This window comes from Pseudomonas sp. 22490 (assembly GCF_052044465.1).
GTDB lineage: Bacteria > Pseudomonadota > Gammaproteobacteria > Pseudomonadales > Pseudomonadaceae > Pseudomonas > Pseudomonas aeruginosa.
Genome location: NZ_JBQENS010000043.1, coordinates 1 through 15164, shown reverse-complemented (window position 1 = coordinate 15164; position 15164 = coordinate 1). Strand labels below are relative to the sequence as shown.

Genomic DNA, 15164 nt, shown 5'->3' with positions numbered 1-15164 from the left:
GCCGCCGGCCCCATCCCTCCGCCAAAGCTGGCAACATGAAGGATTGGATTCCGCCGCCGCGGCCCTTCCCCCAAAGGCTTCACTCTTCAACGGGAACGATTATGAGCAACGTCGACCACGCCGAGATCGCCAAATTCGAGGCACTGGCCCATCGCTGGTGGGACCGCGAGAGCGAGTTCAAGCCGCTCCACGACATCAACCCGCTGCGCGTCAACTGGATCGACGAGCGCGCCGGCCTGGCCGGCAAGAAGGTGCTCGACATCGGTTGCGGCGGCGGCATCCTCAGCGAAGCCATGGCCCAGCGCGGCGCCAGCGTCACCGGCATCGACATGGGCGAAGCGCCGCTCGCGGTGGCGCGCCTGCACCAGCTGGAATCCGGCGTCGCCGTCGACTACCGGCAGATCACCGCCGAGCAGATGGCCGAGGAAATGCCCGGGCAATTCGACGTGGTCACCTGCCTGGAGATGCTCGAACACGTGCCGGACCCGGCCTCGGTGATCCGCGCCTGCCACCGCCTGGTCAAGCCGGGCGGACAGGTATTCCTCTCGACCATCAACCGCAATCCCAAGGCCTACCTGTTCGCGGTGATCGGCGCGGAATACATCCTCCAGTTGCTGCCGCGCGGGACCCACGATTTCCGCAAGTTCATCCGTCCGTCGGAACTCGGCGCCTGGTCGCGCGAGGCCGGTCTCGAGGTCAAGGACATCATCGGCCTGACCTACAACCCGCTGACCAAGCACTACAAGCTGGCCAACGACGTCGACGTCAACTACATGGTCCAGACCCAGCGGGAGGCGTGAAGCGCATGCGGCTCAAAGCGGTACTGTTCGACATGGATGGCACCCTGCTCGACACGGCGCCGGACTTCATCGCCATCACCCAGGCCATGCGTGCCGCCCACGGCCTGCCGCCGGTGGACGAGCAACGGGTGCGCGACGTGGTCTCCGGCGGCGCGCGCGCGATGGTTGCCGCGGCCTTCGGCCTGTCGCTGGACAGCCCGGAAGTGGAACCCCTGCGCCAGGAGTTCCTCGACCGCTACCAGGAGCATTGCGCGGTTCTCAGCCGGCCCTACGACGGCATCCCCGAACTGCTCGCGGCGATCGAGAAAGCCGGGTTGATCTGGGGCGTGGTGACCAACAAGCCGGTGCGCTTCGCCGAACCGATCATGCAGCGCCTGGGCTACGCCGAGCGTTCCAGGGTGCTGGTCTGCCCGGACCACGTGACCCGCAGCAAGCCCGATCCCGAGCCGCTGCTACTGGCCTGTAGCCAGCTCGGCATCGATCCGTCGAGGGTGCTGTTCATCGGCGACGACCTGCGCGACATCGAATCCGGCCGCGACGCCGGGACCAAGACCGCGGCGGTGCGCTACGGCTACATCCACCCCGAAGACAACCCCGCGCACTGGGGCGCCGACGTGATCGTCGACCACCCGCGCGAACTCATCGACGTTCTCGACCGCGCGCTCTGCGACTGCTGATCCGCAGCGCCGCCGACAGACAACGACCCGCCGCCAGGCGGGTCATGCATTCAAAGGATTCGACATGTTCCAGTACTCCGCCCGCCCCGACCTGCTGAAAGACCGCGTGATCCTGGTCACCGGCGCCGGCCGCGGCATCGGCGCCGCCGCCGCCAAGACCTTCGCCGCCCACGGCGCCACCGTGCTGCTGCTGGGCAAGACCGAGGAGTACCTGAACGAGGTCTACGACGCCATCGAGGCCGCCGGCCATCCGCAGGCCGCCGTGATCCCGTTCAACCTGGAGACCGCCCAGCCGCACCAGTTCGAGGAACTGGCGGCAACCCTGGAGAACGAGTTCGGCCGCATCGACGGCCTGCTGCACAACGCTTCGATCCTCGGTCCGCGCTCGCCGATGCAGCAGATTTCCGGGGAGAACTTCATGCGCGTGATGCAGGTGAACGTCAATGCCATGTTCATGCTGACCACCGCCATGCTGCCGCTGATGAAGCTCTCCAGCGACGCCTCGATCATCTTTACCTCGAGCAGCGTGGGCCGGAAGGGCCGCGCCTACTGGGGCGCCTATTCGGTATCGAAGTTCGCCACCGAGGGCCTGATGCAGACCCTTGCCGACGAACTCGACGGTACCAGCGCGATCCGCGCCAACAGCGTCAACCCCGGCGCCACCCGCACCAGTATGCGCGCCCTCGCCTACCCTGGGGAAAACCCGCTGAACAACCCCACCGGCGAGGAGATCATGCCGGTCTACCTGTACCTCATGGGGCCGGACAGCGCCGGCGTCAACGGCCAGGCCTTCGACGCCCAGTGATTCCCCGGCAGCCTCGCCGCCCGGCGAGGCTGCCCTGTCCTTCCCTTCCCTCTTCCCGTCCGGAACTTCCCATTCTTTTTGCATATTTTTCCCACTGAGTGGGAAAGTGGTTTCATTTTCCGGGAAATCGCCTTCACCCTGTGGGTCAAGGAGTTCCCATGTCGAAGCATTCCCCCACCGATCGCCTGCTGCAGATCCTCATTGCCCTCGGCCAGGCTCCCGAAGCCCTGTCTGCCAAGGAGCTGTCGCTGACCCTGGAGCAGCCGCTGAGCAGCACCTACCGGCACCTGAAGACCCTGTTGCGCTGGGGCCTGGCCGAAGAACAGGCCGGCCAGGGCCGCTACCTGCCCGGCCCGGCCTGCCTGCAACTGGCGAAGAAATTCGATCGCGAGGCCTCGCTGATCGGTCTCGCCAAACCGGAACTCAAGCGCCTGGCCGACCTGAGCCAGGAGAGCGTGGCGCTGATGGTGGCCAGCAACCAGCAGGCGATCTGCCTGGAACTGTTCGACAGTCCGCAGCCACTGCGCTGCTGCTACCAGAAAGGGCTGGCGCAGCCGCTGTTGCATGGCGCCTCGGCCAAAGCCCTGCTGGCGCACCTGGAGGACGAACGGCGCGAGGAGCTGTACCTCGCCCAGGAACTCTCCGCCGAGCGTATCGACAAGCTGGAGCAGGAACTCCGGCTGATCCGCGAACAGGGCTACGCCGTCAGCCAGGGCGAGATCGACGAAGGCGTCTGGGGCATCAGCGTACCGCTGCTGGACAGCCGCCAGCGCCTGCACGGCGCCCTCAGCCTGATGGCCCCCGCCTTGCGCGCCCAGTCGCGCAGCGAACGCTTGCGGCAATGGACCCTCGACGCCGCCGCGCGACTTTCCGCGCGGCTGGACTGACCAACAGGAGTTTCGATGTACCCCGCCCCCGACATGAGCCTCTGGCAAGGCCGGATCGATAGCCAGGAAGGCGCCGACGCGCGGCGCTGGCACCAATGGATGCGTCCCTACGCAGACGACGCCGAAGCGGCCAGCGTGCTGCTCGGTTTCGCCAGCGACGAAGGCGTGCGCCGCAACCAGGGTCGCCAGGGCGCGCGCCACGGACCGCCAGCCTTGCGTCGCGCGCTGGCCAACCTGGCCTGGCACGGCGAGCAAGCGATCTACGATGCCGGCGACATCGTCGCCGGCGACGATCTGGAAGCCGCCCAGGAACGCTACGCGCAACGCGTCGCCGACCTGCTCGCGCGCGGCCACCGGGTGGTCGGCCTGGGCGGCGGCCACGAAATCGCCTACGCCAGCTTCGCCGGCCTCGCCCGCCACTTGAGTCGGCATGAGCGCCTGCCGCGCATCGGTATCCTCAATTTCGACGCGCATTTCGACCTGCGCCACGCCGAACGGGCCAGCTCCGGCACGCCGTTCCGCCAGATCGCCGAACTCTGCCAGGCCAGCGACTGGCCGTTCGCCTACTGCTGCCTGGGCATCAGCCGCCTGAGCAACACCGCGGCGCTGTTCGACCAGGCCCAGCGCCTGGGTGTGCGCTACCTGCTGGACCGCCAGTTGCAGCCGTGGAACCTGGAACGCAGCGAAGCCTTCCTCGACAGCTTCCTGCAATCCGTCGACCACCTCTACCTGACCGTTTGCCTCGACGTGCTCCCGGCCGCCCAGGCGCCCGGCGTCAGCGCGCCCTCGGCGCACGGCGTGGAGATGCCGGTGGTGGAGCACCTGGTCCGCCGCGCCAAGGCCAGCGGCAAGCTGCGCCTGGCCGACATCGCCGAACTCAACCCGCAACTCGATAGCGACCAGCGCACCGCCCGGATCGCCGCGCGCCTGGTCGACAGCCTGGTCAACTGATCGCCCTTTCGCCCACACAACAACAATAGAGCCACGCCATGCCGACATTGCACCTGGACGCCCTGTCCACCACCGCCCTCGCCCTGCTCCTGCTCGCCCTCGGCAGCCAATTGAAGAAGCGCAGCCGCTGGCTGACACGTCTGTGCGTACCGTCGCCGGTGATCGCCGGCTTCGGCTTCGCCTTCCTGGTCTGGCTGCTCAGGGATCGCGGCTGGCTCGACATCGGCCTCGACACCAGCCTGCAGACACCCCTGATGGTGGCGTTCTTCACCACCGTCGGCCTCGGTGGCAGCCTCGGCCTGCTGCGCAAGGGCGGCAAGACCCTGCTGGTCTACCTGTCGGCCTGCTGGGCGCTGGCGATACTGCAGAACCTGATCGGCGTCGGCAGCGCCGGACTGCTCGGCCTCGACCCGTTGCTCGGGATCATGGCCGGCGCGGTCTCGCTGGAAGGCGGCTTCGGCGCGGCGGCGGCCTTCGGCCCGGTTGCGGAAGGGCTCGGCGCCCAGGGCGCGACCACCGTGGCGCTGGCCTCGGCCACCTTCGGCATGGTCGCTGGCGGGCTGCTCGGCAGCCCGGTGGCGCGCTGGCTGATCGAACGCAACCGCCTGCCGGTGCAGGCGGAAAGCGACAATCGGCTGGAAGCCCTCGGCCAGCAGGAGCGACGCCAGCATGCGGCGGCCACGCTGGACGGCAATCTCCTGCTGCGCCTGCTGACCTGCGTGCTGCTGGTGATGGTGCTCGGCTTCTGGCTCGGCGACGCGCTCGAGGAACGCCTGGGCCTGGTGCTGCCCAGTTATGTCGGGGCGATGTTCATCGCCATCGTCCTGCGCAACCTCGACGACCGGCTCGGCTGGCTGCGCATTCCGGACCACGCCGTCGGTACCCTGGGCGACGTCTGCCTGGGCATCTTCCTGACCATGGCGATGATGAGCCTGAAGTTCTGGGAGCTGGAGAACCTCGGCCTGCCGCTGCTCGGCGTACTGTTCATCCAGGTCGCGGTGCTGTTGCTGCTGACGATCTTCGTGCTGTTCCGCCTGCTCGGCCGCAACTACGACGCCGCGGTGCTCTGCGCCGGCTTCCTCGGCCACGGCCTGGGCGCCACGCCCAACGCGGTGGCCAACATGGGCGCGGTCTGCGAGCACTATCGGGTGTTCTCGCACAAGGCCTTCATCATCGTGCCCCTGTGCGGCGCGGTACTGATCGATCTCGTCGCCATCCCGGCGATCACCTGGTTCATCAACGCCTTCAGTTGAACCATGACGGCGCTCCGCTAGCGGAGCGCCAGCTTTCCGACGAGCGCCTCGGCCACTCGCCAGCAAAACGCCATTATTCCGTCGAAATCTCTCCGAAATTCCTACAGAATGTGGAAACCATTCCTAGGAAAACCTGTCTGTGCCTCTGATTTCTCCGTTCTTCAGTTGGCTGGCACGAAACTCGCCTTAGCCCTACTGTCGCCGTCTTTCGCGCCAGAGGTTCCGCGCATGGCTCCTCCCAAGCAGTCCAATACCATCGATTTCGACGCCGCCAAGCAGAAGCGCGGCCCCCAGCCCGGCGGCAACGCCAGCGGGCCGCGCGCCAGCAACCTGACGGAGTTGCGCCAGCAACTGACCCTACAGTTGCAGAGCAGCCTGGAGGCAGAGCGGATTCTCGGCCTGTTCTTCGAGGAAGTCCGCCAACTGATCCCGCTGGACGCCCTTGGCTACCGCCATCCGGGCTCCGACCTGCGCCTGGAGTTCGGCAGCAGCGCCAAGCATTCGGTGAGCTATCGCCTGAGCCATGACAGCGACTACCTCGGCGAACTGATCTTCCGTCGCCGCCAGCGCCTCGGCGAAGACGAACAACGGCAACTGGAGAGCCTGCTCGGCACCCTGCTGTTCCCGCTGCGCAACGCCCTGCTCTATCGCGCCGCGATCCAGACCGCCCTGCGCGACGCCCTGACCGGCACCGGCAACCGCATCGCCATGGACCAGGCGCTCGGCCGCGAACTGGAACTGGCCCGGCGCAACCTGCAACCGCTGTCGGTGCTGATGCTCGATATCGACCACTTCAAGCGGGTCAACGACCACTACGGTCACGCCGTCGGCGACGAAGCCCTCAAGGCCGTGGCGGAAACCATCAAGGACCACCTGCGCAATGTCGACATGGTGTTCCGCTTCGGCGGCGAGGAATTCCTCGTCCTGCTGTCCAGCACGCCGCTGCAGGCTGCCTGCATGGTCGGCGAACGCCTGCGCCAGGCTGTGGAGGAACTGGACTACCGGCACGCCGGCGAACCGCTGAAGCTGTCGATCAGCCTCGGTTGCGCCGACCTGCGGCCCGGCGAAGGCAGCGACGACCTGCTGCGACGGGTCGACGAGGCGCTCTACGAAGCCAAGCGCGACGGCCGCAACCGCCTGCGCTGCGCCTGAGGCTTGCCGACTCGCACACCCCGAAGCGCGGAGCGGGCGCATCGGGCGACGGCAGTAGCAACGGCTCTCACCGGCGCAGTCACGGTTTCCGCCAAGGTCCTGCCTCTTATGGCTGCGCCGGCTCGTCCGGGCCGCCATAGGCCTGGCGCAAGCGGACGCGCTTCTCCAGCAGCCAGCCGCTGGTTTCCTTGCCGTCTCGAGCCACGTACATGACGTTCAGCCACTCGCCGCTCGGCTTGTAGACAGTGATGAAGTCGCCGGGAATCACGAAGACCCCGGTGACACAGTCGGCACGCGGCGCGCTGTGGAAATAGGCGCGCCCCTTGTCGATCACCTCGCCCTCCAGCGGCGGACGGAAGTTGTCCTCGGGGCCGGCCGTCGCCTCGCCAAGGCTTGCGCAGCTCTGCGCCGGCATCGCCGCATCCGCGGCCAGCCCGGCGACGCTCCATAGCATGCAGAGCGCGATAGCCAGGATCCTGTGCATTTCACCACCTCCTTGTGTGCGGGCGACCATTAGACACCGATTCCCAGGCATGAAAAAGGCCCCCGAAGGGGCCTTTCCAGGGCGCTTTCCGCTCAGCGGCGGAAGCCCGGACGCATACCGTCGCCGGCCGGTTTCGGCCGCCGCTTGACCTGCGGCTTGCGGGCCGCCGGCTTGTCGCCCGGCGCGCTGGCCGGACGCTCGTCGCGCGGCTTGCTCGGGCGCGGCTTGCGGTTGCTCTCGCGGGGCCGCTCGGCAACCGGAGTACCCTGCTCGCGCCCCTTGCGCTCGGCGCTCGGCTGCGGACCGCGCGCGGGACGCGAAGCCGGCGCGCGACGAGCGGCATTTTCGCCGTCCTCGCGCCGCGGCGCACGCTTGCGCCCGGCTTCCGGACGCTCGCTGCGCGCCAGCGGACGGGCCTGCTTGCGCTGCTGGCGTTCGGCCTTCTCGCGCGCCTTGGTGGTCATGCCCGGCAGGGCCACCGGCTTGAGGCCGACTTCCTCGCTGAGGATGTCGATCTCGCGCTGGTCCATTTCGCGGTAGCGGCCCATGGTCAGCTCGGAGGTCAGGAACACCGGGCCGAAACGCACCCGCTTGAGGCGGCTGACCACCAACCCCTGGGATTCCCACAACCGGCGCACCTCGCGGTTGCGGCCCTCCATCACTACGCAGTGGTACCAGTGGTTGAAGCCTTCGCCGCCCGGCGCCTGCTGGATATCGCTGAACTTGGCCGGGCCGTCCTCGAGCATCACGCCGTTGAGCAGGCGCTCGATCATCTCTTCGGTGACCTCGCCGCGCACCCGTACCGCGTATTCACGGTCCATCTCATAGGAAGGATGCATCAGGCGGTTGGCCAGTTCGCCATCGGTGGTGAACAGCAGCAGGCCGGTGGTATTGATGTCCAGGCGACCGACATTGATCCAGCGACCGGTGCGCAGGCGCGGCAGGCGGTCGAAGATGGTCGGGCGGCCTTCCGGATCGTCGCGGGTGCAGACCTCGCCTTCCGGCTTGTTGTAGATCAGCACGCGACGGACACTCTCGGCGGCCTCTTCGCGGCGGATCAGGTGGCCATCGACGGTGATCGCATCGTGGCTGTCGACCCGCTGGCCGAGGCTGGCCACGCTGCCATTGACGTTGACCCGACCTTCGGCGATCCACACTTCTACGTCGCGCCGGGAACCGACGCCGAGACGGGCGAGGACTTTCTGCAATTTTTCCCCGACCGGTACGTGGGGATTCTCTGGGGTATCGTTCATCTGGGCACCTCCCGGTGTGGCTGGCAACGAATCGAAGGGCGCGCATCATACGCGCTTCGTCAGGACAAAGCACCGTCCCCGGGCGGAAACCCGGACAATCCCGCTAGACTAGGCCGGGTTCACCCACCCCGCCACCCGGAGGCCCCGGTGCACGATGTCCCTCCCTTCAGCGGCGCCAAGCTGGCGCTGTTCTATGGCGACCACCTGGTCGTCTACAAACGCGACGAAAAACCCGGCATTCCCTTCCCCGGCTACTGGGACTTTCCCGGCGGCGGCCGTGAGGGCCTGGAGACGCCTGCCGAATGCGCCCTGCGCGAACTCGAGGAAGAGTTCTCCATCCGCCTGGAAGAACCTCGTATCGAATGGCAGCGACAGTATCCGAGCACCAGCGGCAGCGCGCCCTTCGCCTACTTCCTGGTGGCGCGCCTGGAGGACCGCGAGTTCGAGGCCATCCGCTTCGGCGACGAAGGACAATACTGGCGATTGATGGAGGTGGACGCCTACCTCGCGCATGCCATGGCCGTACCCTACCTGCAGAGCCGGCTCGGCGACTATCTGCGGGAACGCCGGCGCATCGGCGAATAACGCCGATGACGTTAGCCGTTCCATGCCCCGGATAATCCGGACGGCATAAAAAAACCCGGCCGAAGCCGGGCATGCCCAGGCGGGCAGTCTCAGTGTCTGCGGTGCTCGGCGAAGCGCTCCAGGGCTTCGCGGCTGAGGCGCTCGACCTGGGCCCAGTCGCCGCGGTCGACCACGGCCTTGGGCAGCATCCAGGTGCCGCCGACGCACATCACGTTGGGTACCGCCAGGTAGTCGGCGAGATTGTTCAGGCTGACGCCTCCGGTGGGGCAGAAGCGGATATCGGGGAATGGTCCCGAGAACGCCTTCAGCGCCGCCGGGCCGCCGCTGACTTCGGCGGGAAACAGCTTGAAGCGGCGGTAGCCATGGCGGTAGGCGAGCATGATCTCGGAAGCGCTGGCCACGCCGGGCAACAGCGGGACTTCGCTGTCCAGGGCGAAGCGCAGCAACTCGTCGGTGCAACCCGGGGTGACCACGAAGCTCGCCCCGGCCTTTTCCGCAGCGGCGAAGGTCTGCGGGTCGAGCACGGTGCCGGCGCCGATGCGCAGGTGCGGGCGCTCCTCGCTGAGGCGCCGGATGGCGGTCAGCCCGTGCGCCGTGCGCAGGGTGATCTCCAGGGCGGTCAGGCCGCCGGCGGCGAGGGCATCGGCCATCGGCAGGATGTCCGCCTCGCGGTCGATGGTGATCACCGGGAGGATGCGCGCCTCCCGGCACAGCGTGTCGATGCGGGCGGTCTTCTGTTCAAGGTTGTGCATGGTTACAGCTCCGCCACTCAGGGGTACCAATGGATCGTCAGCGGCGCGCGGAGGAAGGCGCGAACCGGCATCCGCCGTTCGTCCTCGACCGCCAGCGCGGCGTTCAGGGTGGCCAGCTTGGACTGGCCCTGGATCGCCAGCAGCTGCACCTTCGCCGCCGCCAGCACGGCGCGCGGCAGGGTCAGGCGCTGGTGCGGCACGCTCGGCGCCCACATCGGCAGGCAACGGCGCGTCCCCTGGGGATCCATCGCCAGGTCCAGGCCAGGGCTGTTCGGGAACAGCGAGGCGGTATGGCCGTCGTCGCCCATGCCGAGGACCAGCACGTCGATCGGCAATGGCAGCTCGTGCAGGTGATGGTCGGCCAGCTCGGCCGCTTCCTCCAGGCTCGCCGCCGGCTGGTAGAGGCCGATGAAGCGCGCCTTCGCCGCCTCGCCACGGAGCAGGTGGCGGCGAACCAGGCCGGCGTTGCTATCGGCATGCGACTCCGGCACCCAGCGCTCGTCGGCCAGGCTGACGGTGATCCGCGACCAGTCCAGCGGCTCCTCGCTCAAGGCTTCGAGGAAGGCCACCGGACTGCGCCCACCGGACACCACCAGCAGCGCCTGGCCCTGCTCGGCCAGCGCCGAGCGCAACCGGCCGGCGACCTCGGCGGCCAGGCCGCGGGCCTGCTCGGCGGCGCTGCCCCAGACCTGCAGGCCGACGCCGGCCGGCAGCTTCAACTCAGAAATCGCCATACCAACTCCTCCCATCGCGGGCCACCAGGGCCACCGAGGCCACCGGCCCCCAACTCCCCGCCGGATACGGCTTGGGCGCTTCGCTCAGGCGTTCCCAGCCAGCGATCAGCTGGTCGCACCACTTCCAGGCGAACTCCACCTCGTCCTTGCGCACGAACAGGTACTGGTTGCCCTGGGTGACCTCCAGCAGCAGACGCTCGTAGGCATCGGGAATCCGCGCCGCGTGGTAGGTCTCGGAAAAACTCAGTTGCAGCGGGCCGGTACGCAATTGCATGCCCTTGCCCAGGCCCTGGTCCTTGGTCATCACTTGCAGGGAGATACCTTCGTCCGGCTGCAGGCGGATGATCAGCCGGTTGCTGATCAGCGAACGCTGCTCGGGAGCGAAGATGTAGTGCGGCGGCTCCTTGAAGTGGATGACGATCTGCGACAGCTTCTGCGGCATGCGCTTGCCGGTGCGCAGGTAGAACGGCACGCCCGACCAGCGCCAGTTGCGGATATCCACGCGCAGGGCGACGAAGGTTTCCGCGTCGCTGTCGCGATTCGCATGTTCCTCCTCCAGGTAGCCCGGCACTGCCTTGCCGTCGCTGAAACCGGCGGTGTACTGCCCACGCACCACGCGCGAAGCCAGTTGTTCTGCGGGAATCGGCTCGAGGGCGCGGAGGACCTTGACCTTCTCGTCGCGAATGCTGTCCGCCGAAAGGTCGCTGGGCGGATCCATGGCGATCAGGCAGAGCAGTTGCAGCAGGTGGTTCTGCACCATGTCGCGCAGTTGCCCGGCCTGGTCGAAGTAGCCCCAGCGGCCTTCGATGCCGACCTTCTCGGCCACGGTGATCTCCACGTGGGAGATGTGGTTCTGGTTCCACTGGGTCTCGAAGAGGCTGTTGGCGAAGCGCAGGGCGATCAGGTTCTGCACCGTCTCCTTGCCCAGGTAATGGTCGATCCGGTAGATGCGGCTTTCCGGGAAGAACCGGGCGACTGCCTCGTTGACCTCGCGGGACGACTCCAGGTCATGACCGATAGGCTTCTCCAGCACCACCCGGGTGCGCTCGGCGAGACCGGCGGCGGCGAGGTTCTCGCAGATGCCGCCGAACACCGAGGCCGGCGTGGCGAAGTAGGCGACCAGCGGCAGTTCGTCATCCACCGCCTCGCGCAAGCCGACATAGGCCTGCGGGTCGAGGAAGTCCATGCTCAGGTAGTCGAGGCGTTCGCGGAAACGCTGCCAGACCGCGTCGTCCCACTCCTTCGCCGGCACCGCCAGGCGCAGGCGCTGCTCCAGCGTCGCCAGGTGTTCGGCGGGAGCGCCTTCGTCACGGGCCAGGGCCAGGACGCGGGTATCGCGGTGCAGCAGGTTCTCGCGATCGAGTTGGTAGAGCGCCGGGAACAGCTTGCGCAAGGCGAGATCGCCCAGCGCACCGAACAGCGCTAACGTGCGAGGCAGAACGCGGACATCAGGCATTTGTTGTTACCAACCAAATATTGAGTGATATTGAGCCATCCACTGCGCAATTAAGACAAATATGTAGTAATTAAACAACATATTTTTCCCAGCCCGCCACGCTGTTGGTCGCATGCCGGCCTGACGTTAGGATAGGCGCCGCCGCCGGCCCTTCCCCGCCGGGCCGACAGAACACGAGGAACCCGGATGAAAAACCTGCTGGAGCAGATCCAGAGCCGCCTGGACGAACTGAACAAGGCGGAGCGCAAAGTCGCCGAGGTCATCCTGCAGAACCCGCAGCAGGCCACCCGCTTCAGCATCGCCGCCCTGGCCCAGGCGGCAGCGGTCAGCGAACCGACGGTGAACCGCTTCTGTCGCTCCTTCGGCATGAGCGGCTATCCGGAACTGAAGATCCAGCTGGCCCAGAGCCTGGCCAGCGGCGCTGCCTTCGTGACCCAGGCGGTAGCCGAGGACGACGGGCCGGAAGCCTATACGCGGAAGATCTTCAGCAACACCATCGCCTCCCTCGACAGCGCCCACAAGCTGCTCGACCCACGCGTCATCGACCGCGCCGTGGACCTGTTGATCCAGGCCCGGCAGATCCACTTCTTCGGTCTCGGCGCCTCGGCCTCGGTAGCGCTCGACGCGCAGCACAAGTTCTTCCGCTTCAACCTGGCGGTGAGCGCCCAGGCCGACGTGCTGATGCAACGGATGATCGCCTCGGTGGCGCATACCGGCGACCTGTTCGTGGTGATTTCCTATACCGGACGCACCCGCGAGCTGGTGGAGGTGGCGCACCTGGCGCGGGAGAACGGCGCCTCGGTGCTCGGCCTGACCGCCGCCGGCTCGCCGCTGGCCAGGGCCAGCACCCTGTGCCTGGACATCCCGTTGCCGGAAGACACCGACATCTACATGCCGATGACTTCGCGGATCGTCCAGCTCACCGTGCTCGACGTACTGGCCACCGGAGTGACCCTGCGCCGCGGCGTGGACTTCCAGCCGCACCTGCGGCGGATCAAGGAAAGCCTGGTGCCAACCCGCTATCCCCTCGACGAGGACAACTGACCGCCCGCCTATTGCAGGCCGGCGGCGAGACTCAGGCGCATGCGTTCGCCGGGCGCCAGGATCAGCCCGCCCGGGCGGTAGCCAGCGGCGCCGATACAGAGGAAGCGTTCCGCTTCGCCCGGCTCGACCTGCTCCACCGGGCGGCTGCCGGGGTGCCAGATCACGCTGCCGGCGCTGACGTTCTTGTCGATCCGCAAGCGGCGGTTCCAGCCGCCGTCCTCCAGCACCAGCGATCCGGGATGGTAGAGCACCTGCTTGACCGCGCCGCGCGGTATCCAGGTTCCCGGAATCCGCGAAGCGCCGCGCTGGCCGCGAGCCGACTCCAGCTCCATGCCGTGCACCACCACCCGGCTCAGCGCGCCGACCCGCCAGTAGGGCTGCAGGGCGAAGCTGAACAGGCAATCGTCGTCTTCCTCATGGTAGCTGCACAGCTCCAGCTCCAGGCGCTGGCCAAGGCGCGCATCGAGGCGCACGTGCCAGTCCTCCAGGTCCAGTTGCCAGCTCACCACCACCTTGCTTTCGTCGGCGTAGGCATCCAGCAGGCGCCATTCGCGTTGCCGCGCCCAGCCCTGCTGCGGCCATTCGCTGCCGTTCGGATGGCTGCCGAACCACGGCCAGCAGACCGGGATGCCGCCGCGCACCGGCGCGCTGCTGAGGGCCGGCCATTCGCTGGCGCACCACAGCAACGGGCGTTCGCCCTGCGGCTGGAAATGCAGGAGCTGCGCCCCTTGCCGACTGAATACGGCCTGGCACAGCGGATGGTCGATCAACAGCAGATCGCGACGTTGGAAGCGTACCCAGTCGAACGGTCGCTTGGCCCGCATGGAATGAAAGAAACGCTGCAGCGGATGCTCAAGCATGTCCGATTGTCCTACCCTCTCCCCTTCCCGGAAAGCCCGGGCGTGCATCCGTGTAGTTTTACTACATTTCGCACGCAAGCCCCAAATGATCGGCACAGGAAAAGCGTAGTCGGTTTGTAACAGGCAGCCGGGAAGAGCGGTCGCCGGAAAAAAACGGCCCGCCCGAAACGCTCGGGCGGGTCCAGGCACAACACCGGAGCAGGCAACGCGACGATCAGAACACCGTCTGGATCTTGATCCCCGCCACCAGCGCGTTGTCGACCTCGTCGACCCCGCCCGGCTGCTTGATGTACTGCAGGTTCGGCCGCACCGTCAGCCAGTCGGTCACATGCACCCCGTAGTACAGCTCGGCGTTGTACTCGGTGTCCTGCAGCGGCTGGTACAGCGGGTTGTCGTAGTCGTCGATGCCGTTCACCTGGTTCACCAGGCGCTGGCGCTTCTTCACATCGTCGTTGACATGGATGCGCGCGATGCCCAGGCCGATGTCGTCCTTCGGCCGCGCGTCGAACGGACCCTTGTAGACCACCCCGAGCTGCTGGTAGTTGTCCACCACGTTGGTCGCCTTGTCGTGGACCGTCAGGTTGGCGAACAGGCTCAACCCGCGCGAGGCATCGCCGTTGTGCGAAGTGACCTGCTGCTGCGCCACCACCCACCAGCCATGCTTGCTGCCGCGCGACTTGAAGTCGTTGCCGGTCAGCCCCTGCGGCTGGCCGTCGACGTCGTCGTAGACGTCATCGGCCTTCGCCGTGCTGTAGTAGTAACCCAGCCGGTACTCGCCCGGCAGTTGCTCGGCGCCGACCTTCGGCTGCCAGATCAGCTCCACCGGCAGCAACGCGCCCTTGGTCCCGCTGCCGCTCATCTTGAAGCCGTTGCCGGTCTCCAGGTTCGACGGGTTCTGCTCGTAGGCGCCGACCTGCACGTACCAGTCCGGCGCGAAGTTGTACTTCACCCGCAACGCCCACTGGCTGACCGGCCAGTTGTACCAGATGCTCCCCGCCCAGTTGCCCACCTGCGAGCCGCAGAAGGCCAGGTTCTGGAAATCGCAGGGGAAGCTGTTGAAGTCCTCGCCCTCGCCGAAACGGCCGAATTTCACGTCCAGCGCGCCGTCGAAGTACTGCTGCTTGAGCCACAGCTGGGTCAGCCGCCAGGTCTGCCCGCGGCCCCAGACCTCCTGCACCGAGCTGATGTGCCCGGCACGCGGGTCGCCGATGCGGTCGTTGGAAAGGTTCTTGCCGTTGCGCTCGGTGACGGTGAACTGGAACTCGGTAGCCTTCCAGCCGAGGATCTTCTCCAGGTCCATGTGCACGCCCAGGGCGAACTGGTCGGTGTAGCGTCCGGTCTTGTCGTCGTCATAGCCGCCGTCGAGGTTGGCCGCCGCCTCGCCGACGTACTCCAGCTTGAAGTCGTAGCCCTTCTCCAGCAGCTCGGTGCGCTTGCCGCCCCAGTCGCCGAGCATCCATTTCGAGTTCGG

General features: G+C 67.1%; 16 protein-coding genes. 9 read left to right on the top strand and 7 right to left on the bottom strand.

What is annotated here, in order from left to right; all coding sequences use genetic code 11:
• Nucleotides 1-101 precede the first annotated feature (101 nt).
• The 7 genes from ubiG (at nt 102) to ACTJJX_RS31050 (ending at nt 6525) form a co-directional block, all read left to right on the top strand.
• Nucleotides 102-800, top strand: a complete 699-nt coding sequence (ubiG, locus tag ACTJJX_RS31080; protein ID WP_003122245.1) for a bifunctional 2-polyprenyl-6-hydroxyphenol methylase/3-demethylubiquinol 3-O-methyltransferase UbiG — start codon at nt 102-104, stop codon at nt 798-800.
• Nucleotides 797-1477 carry an N-acetylmuramic acid 6-phosphate phosphatase MupP gene (gene mupP, locus ACTJJX_RS31075; RefSeq protein WP_010895650.1) on the top strand — a complete coding sequence of 227 codons (681 nt, stop codon included), beginning with the start codon at nt 797-799 and terminating at the stop codon, nt 1475-1477. Before ubiG ends, mupP begins: the two co-directional genes overlap by 4 nt.
• Before the next feature lie 64 nt (nt 1478-1541).
• Entirely contained in the window at nt 1542-2282 is a 741-nt protein-coding gene (locus tag ACTJJX_RS31070; RefSeq protein ID WP_003091453.1) for a YciK family oxidoreductase, read from the top strand.
• Nucleotides 2283-2440: 158 nt separating this feature from the next.
• Nucleotides 2441-3169, top strand: coding sequence for an IclR family transcriptional regulator (locus ACTJJX_RS31065; RefSeq protein ID WP_003091454.1), 729 nt, complete (start codon nt 2441-2443; stop codon nt 3167-3169).
• Between the two features lie 15 nt (nt 3170-3184).
• Entirely contained in the window at nt 3185-4120 is a 936-nt protein-coding gene (gene hutG / locus ACTJJX_RS31060; protein ID WP_003091455.1) for a formimidoylglutamase, read from the top strand.
• 38 nt (nt 4121-4158) lie between these two features.
• Nucleotides 4159-5373 carry a sodium/glutamate symporter gene (gltS, locus tag ACTJJX_RS31055; RefSeq protein WP_003105930.1) on the top strand — a complete coding sequence of 405 codons (1215 nt, stop codon included), beginning with the start codon at nt 4159-4161 and terminating at the stop codon, nt 5371-5373.
• Between the two features lie 228 nt (nt 5374-5601).
• Entirely contained in the window at nt 5602-6525 is a 924-nt protein-coding gene (locus tag ACTJJX_RS31050; protein WP_003105929.1) for a GGDEF domain-containing protein, read from the top strand.
• A 106-nt stretch (nt 6526-6631) separates the two neighbouring features.
• Here the strand turns inward: ACTJJX_RS31050 and ACTJJX_RS31045 are convergent, their stop codons facing one another.
• Together ACTJJX_RS31045 and rluB are read right to left on the bottom strand one after the other, a co-directional pair.
• Complete coding sequence (locus ACTJJX_RS31045; protein ID WP_003116415.1) at nt 6632-7009, bottom strand: hypothetical protein; 378 nt, start codon at nt 7007-7009, stop codon at nt 6632-6634.
• Between the two features lie 92 nt (nt 7010-7101).
• Nucleotides 7102-8262, bottom strand: coding sequence for a 23S rRNA pseudouridine(2605) synthase RluB (rluB, locus tag ACTJJX_RS31040; protein WP_003113439.1), 1161 nt, complete (start codon nt 8260-8262; stop codon nt 7102-7104).
• A 147-nt stretch (nt 8263-8409) separates the two neighbouring features.
• On the opposite strand from rluB, the gene ACTJJX_RS31035 reads away from it, so the two are divergent.
• On the top strand, nt 8410-8847 hold the full coding sequence (locus tag ACTJJX_RS31035) for an NUDIX hydrolase (protein ID WP_003107683.1): 438 nt from the start codon (nt 8410-8412) through the stop codon (nt 8845-8847).
• A gap of 89 nt (nt 8848-8936) precedes the next feature.
• On the opposite strand, the gene ACTJJX_RS31030 is transcribed toward ACTJJX_RS31035, so the two are convergent.
• From ACTJJX_RS31030 to zwf, 3 genes are read right to left on the bottom strand one after another with little or no spacing between them, the layout of a single operon-like run.
• Nucleotides 8937-9599: a bifunctional 4-hydroxy-2-oxoglutarate aldolase/2-dehydro-3-deoxy-phosphogluconate aldolase gene (locus ACTJJX_RS31030; RefSeq protein ID WP_003138452.1), complete on the bottom strand. Its 663-nt coding sequence runs from the start codon at nt 9597-9599 to the stop codon at nt 8937-8939.
• A 17-nt stretch (nt 9600-9616) separates the two neighbouring features.
• Complete coding sequence (gene pgl, locus ACTJJX_RS31025) at nt 9617-10333, bottom strand: 6-phosphogluconolactonase (protein ID WP_003113441.1); 717 nt, start codon at nt 10331-10333, stop codon at nt 9617-9619.
• On the bottom strand, nt 10320-11789 hold the full coding sequence (gene zwf, locus ACTJJX_RS31020) for a glucose-6-phosphate dehydrogenase (RefSeq protein WP_320535442.1): 1470 nt from the start codon (nt 11787-11789) through the stop codon (nt 10320-10322). Before zwf ends, pgl begins: the two co-directional genes overlap by 14 nt.
• 186 nt (nt 11790-11975) lie before the next feature.
• Here zwf and ACTJJX_RS31015 point away from each other — a divergent pair, with 186 nt between their 5' ends.
• On the top strand, nt 11976-12833 hold the full coding sequence (locus tag ACTJJX_RS31015; RefSeq protein ID WP_003091466.1) for a MurR/RpiR family transcriptional regulator: 858 nt from the start codon (nt 11976-11978) through the stop codon (nt 12831-12833).
• Nucleotides 12834-12841: 8 nt separating this feature from the next.
• On the opposite strand, the gene ACTJJX_RS31010 is transcribed toward ACTJJX_RS31015, so the two are convergent.
• Nucleotides 12842-13693, bottom strand: a complete 852-nt coding sequence (locus tag ACTJJX_RS31010; protein ID WP_003112064.1) for a D-hexose-6-phosphate mutarotase — start codon at nt 13691-13693, stop codon at nt 12842-12844.
• 214 nt (nt 13694-13907) lie between these two features.
• A partial coding sequence (gene oprB / locus ACTJJX_RS31005; protein WP_019396298.1) for a carbohydrate porin OprB occupies nt 13908-15164 on the bottom strand: 1257 nt, incomplete at its 5' end.

Excerpts from the sequence above, each read along its gene's own strand:
- ubiG (WP_003122245.1), top strand. The coding sequence starts at position 102 with ATGAGCAACGTCGACCACGCCGAGATCGCCAAATTCGAGGCACTGGCC.
- ACTJJX_RS31070 (WP_003091453.1), top strand. The coding sequence starts at position 1,542 with ATGTTCCAGTACTCCGCCCGCCCCGACCTGCTGAAAGACCGCGTGATC.
- ACTJJX_RS31065 (WP_003091454.1), top strand. The coding sequence starts at position 2,441 with ATGTCGAAGCATTCCCCCACCGATCGCCTGCTGCAGATCCTCATTGCC.
- hutG (WP_003091455.1), top strand. The coding sequence starts at position 3,185 with ATGTACCCCGCCCCCGACATGAGCCTCTGGCAAGGCCGGATCGATAGC.
- gltS (WP_003105930.1), top strand. The coding sequence starts at position 4,159 with ATGCCGACATTGCACCTGGACGCCCTGTCCACCACCGCCCTCGCCCTG.
- ACTJJX_RS31050 (WP_003105929.1), top strand. The coding sequence starts at position 5,602 with ATGGCTCCTCCCAAGCAGTCCAATACCATCGATTTCGACGCCGCCAAG.
- ACTJJX_RS31045 (WP_003116415.1), bottom strand. The coding sequence starts at position 7,009 with ATGCACAGGATCCTGGCTATCGCGCTCTGCATGCTATGGAGCGTCGCC.
- rluB (WP_003113439.1), bottom strand. The coding sequence starts at position 8,262 with ATGAACGATACCCCAGAGAATCCCCACGTACCGGTCGGGGAAAAATTG.
- ACTJJX_RS31030 (WP_003138452.1), bottom strand. The coding sequence starts at position 9,599 with ATGCACAACCTTGAACAGAAGACCGCCCGCATCGACACGCTGTGCCGG.
- pgl (WP_003113441.1), bottom strand. The coding sequence starts at position 10,333 with ATGGCGATTTCTGAGTTGAAGCTGCCGGCCGGCGTCGGCCTGCAGGTC.
- zwf (WP_320535442.1), bottom strand. The coding sequence starts at position 11,789 with ATGCCTGATGTCCGCGTTCTGCCTCGCACGTTAGCGCTGTTCGGTGCG.
- ACTJJX_RS31015 (WP_003091466.1), top strand. The coding sequence starts at position 11,976 with ATGAAAAACCTGCTGGAGCAGATCCAGAGCCGCCTGGACGAACTGAAC.
- ACTJJX_RS31010 (WP_003112064.1), bottom strand. The coding sequence starts at position 13,693 with ATGCTTGAGCATCCGCTGCAGCGTTTCTTTCATTCCATGCGGGCCAAG.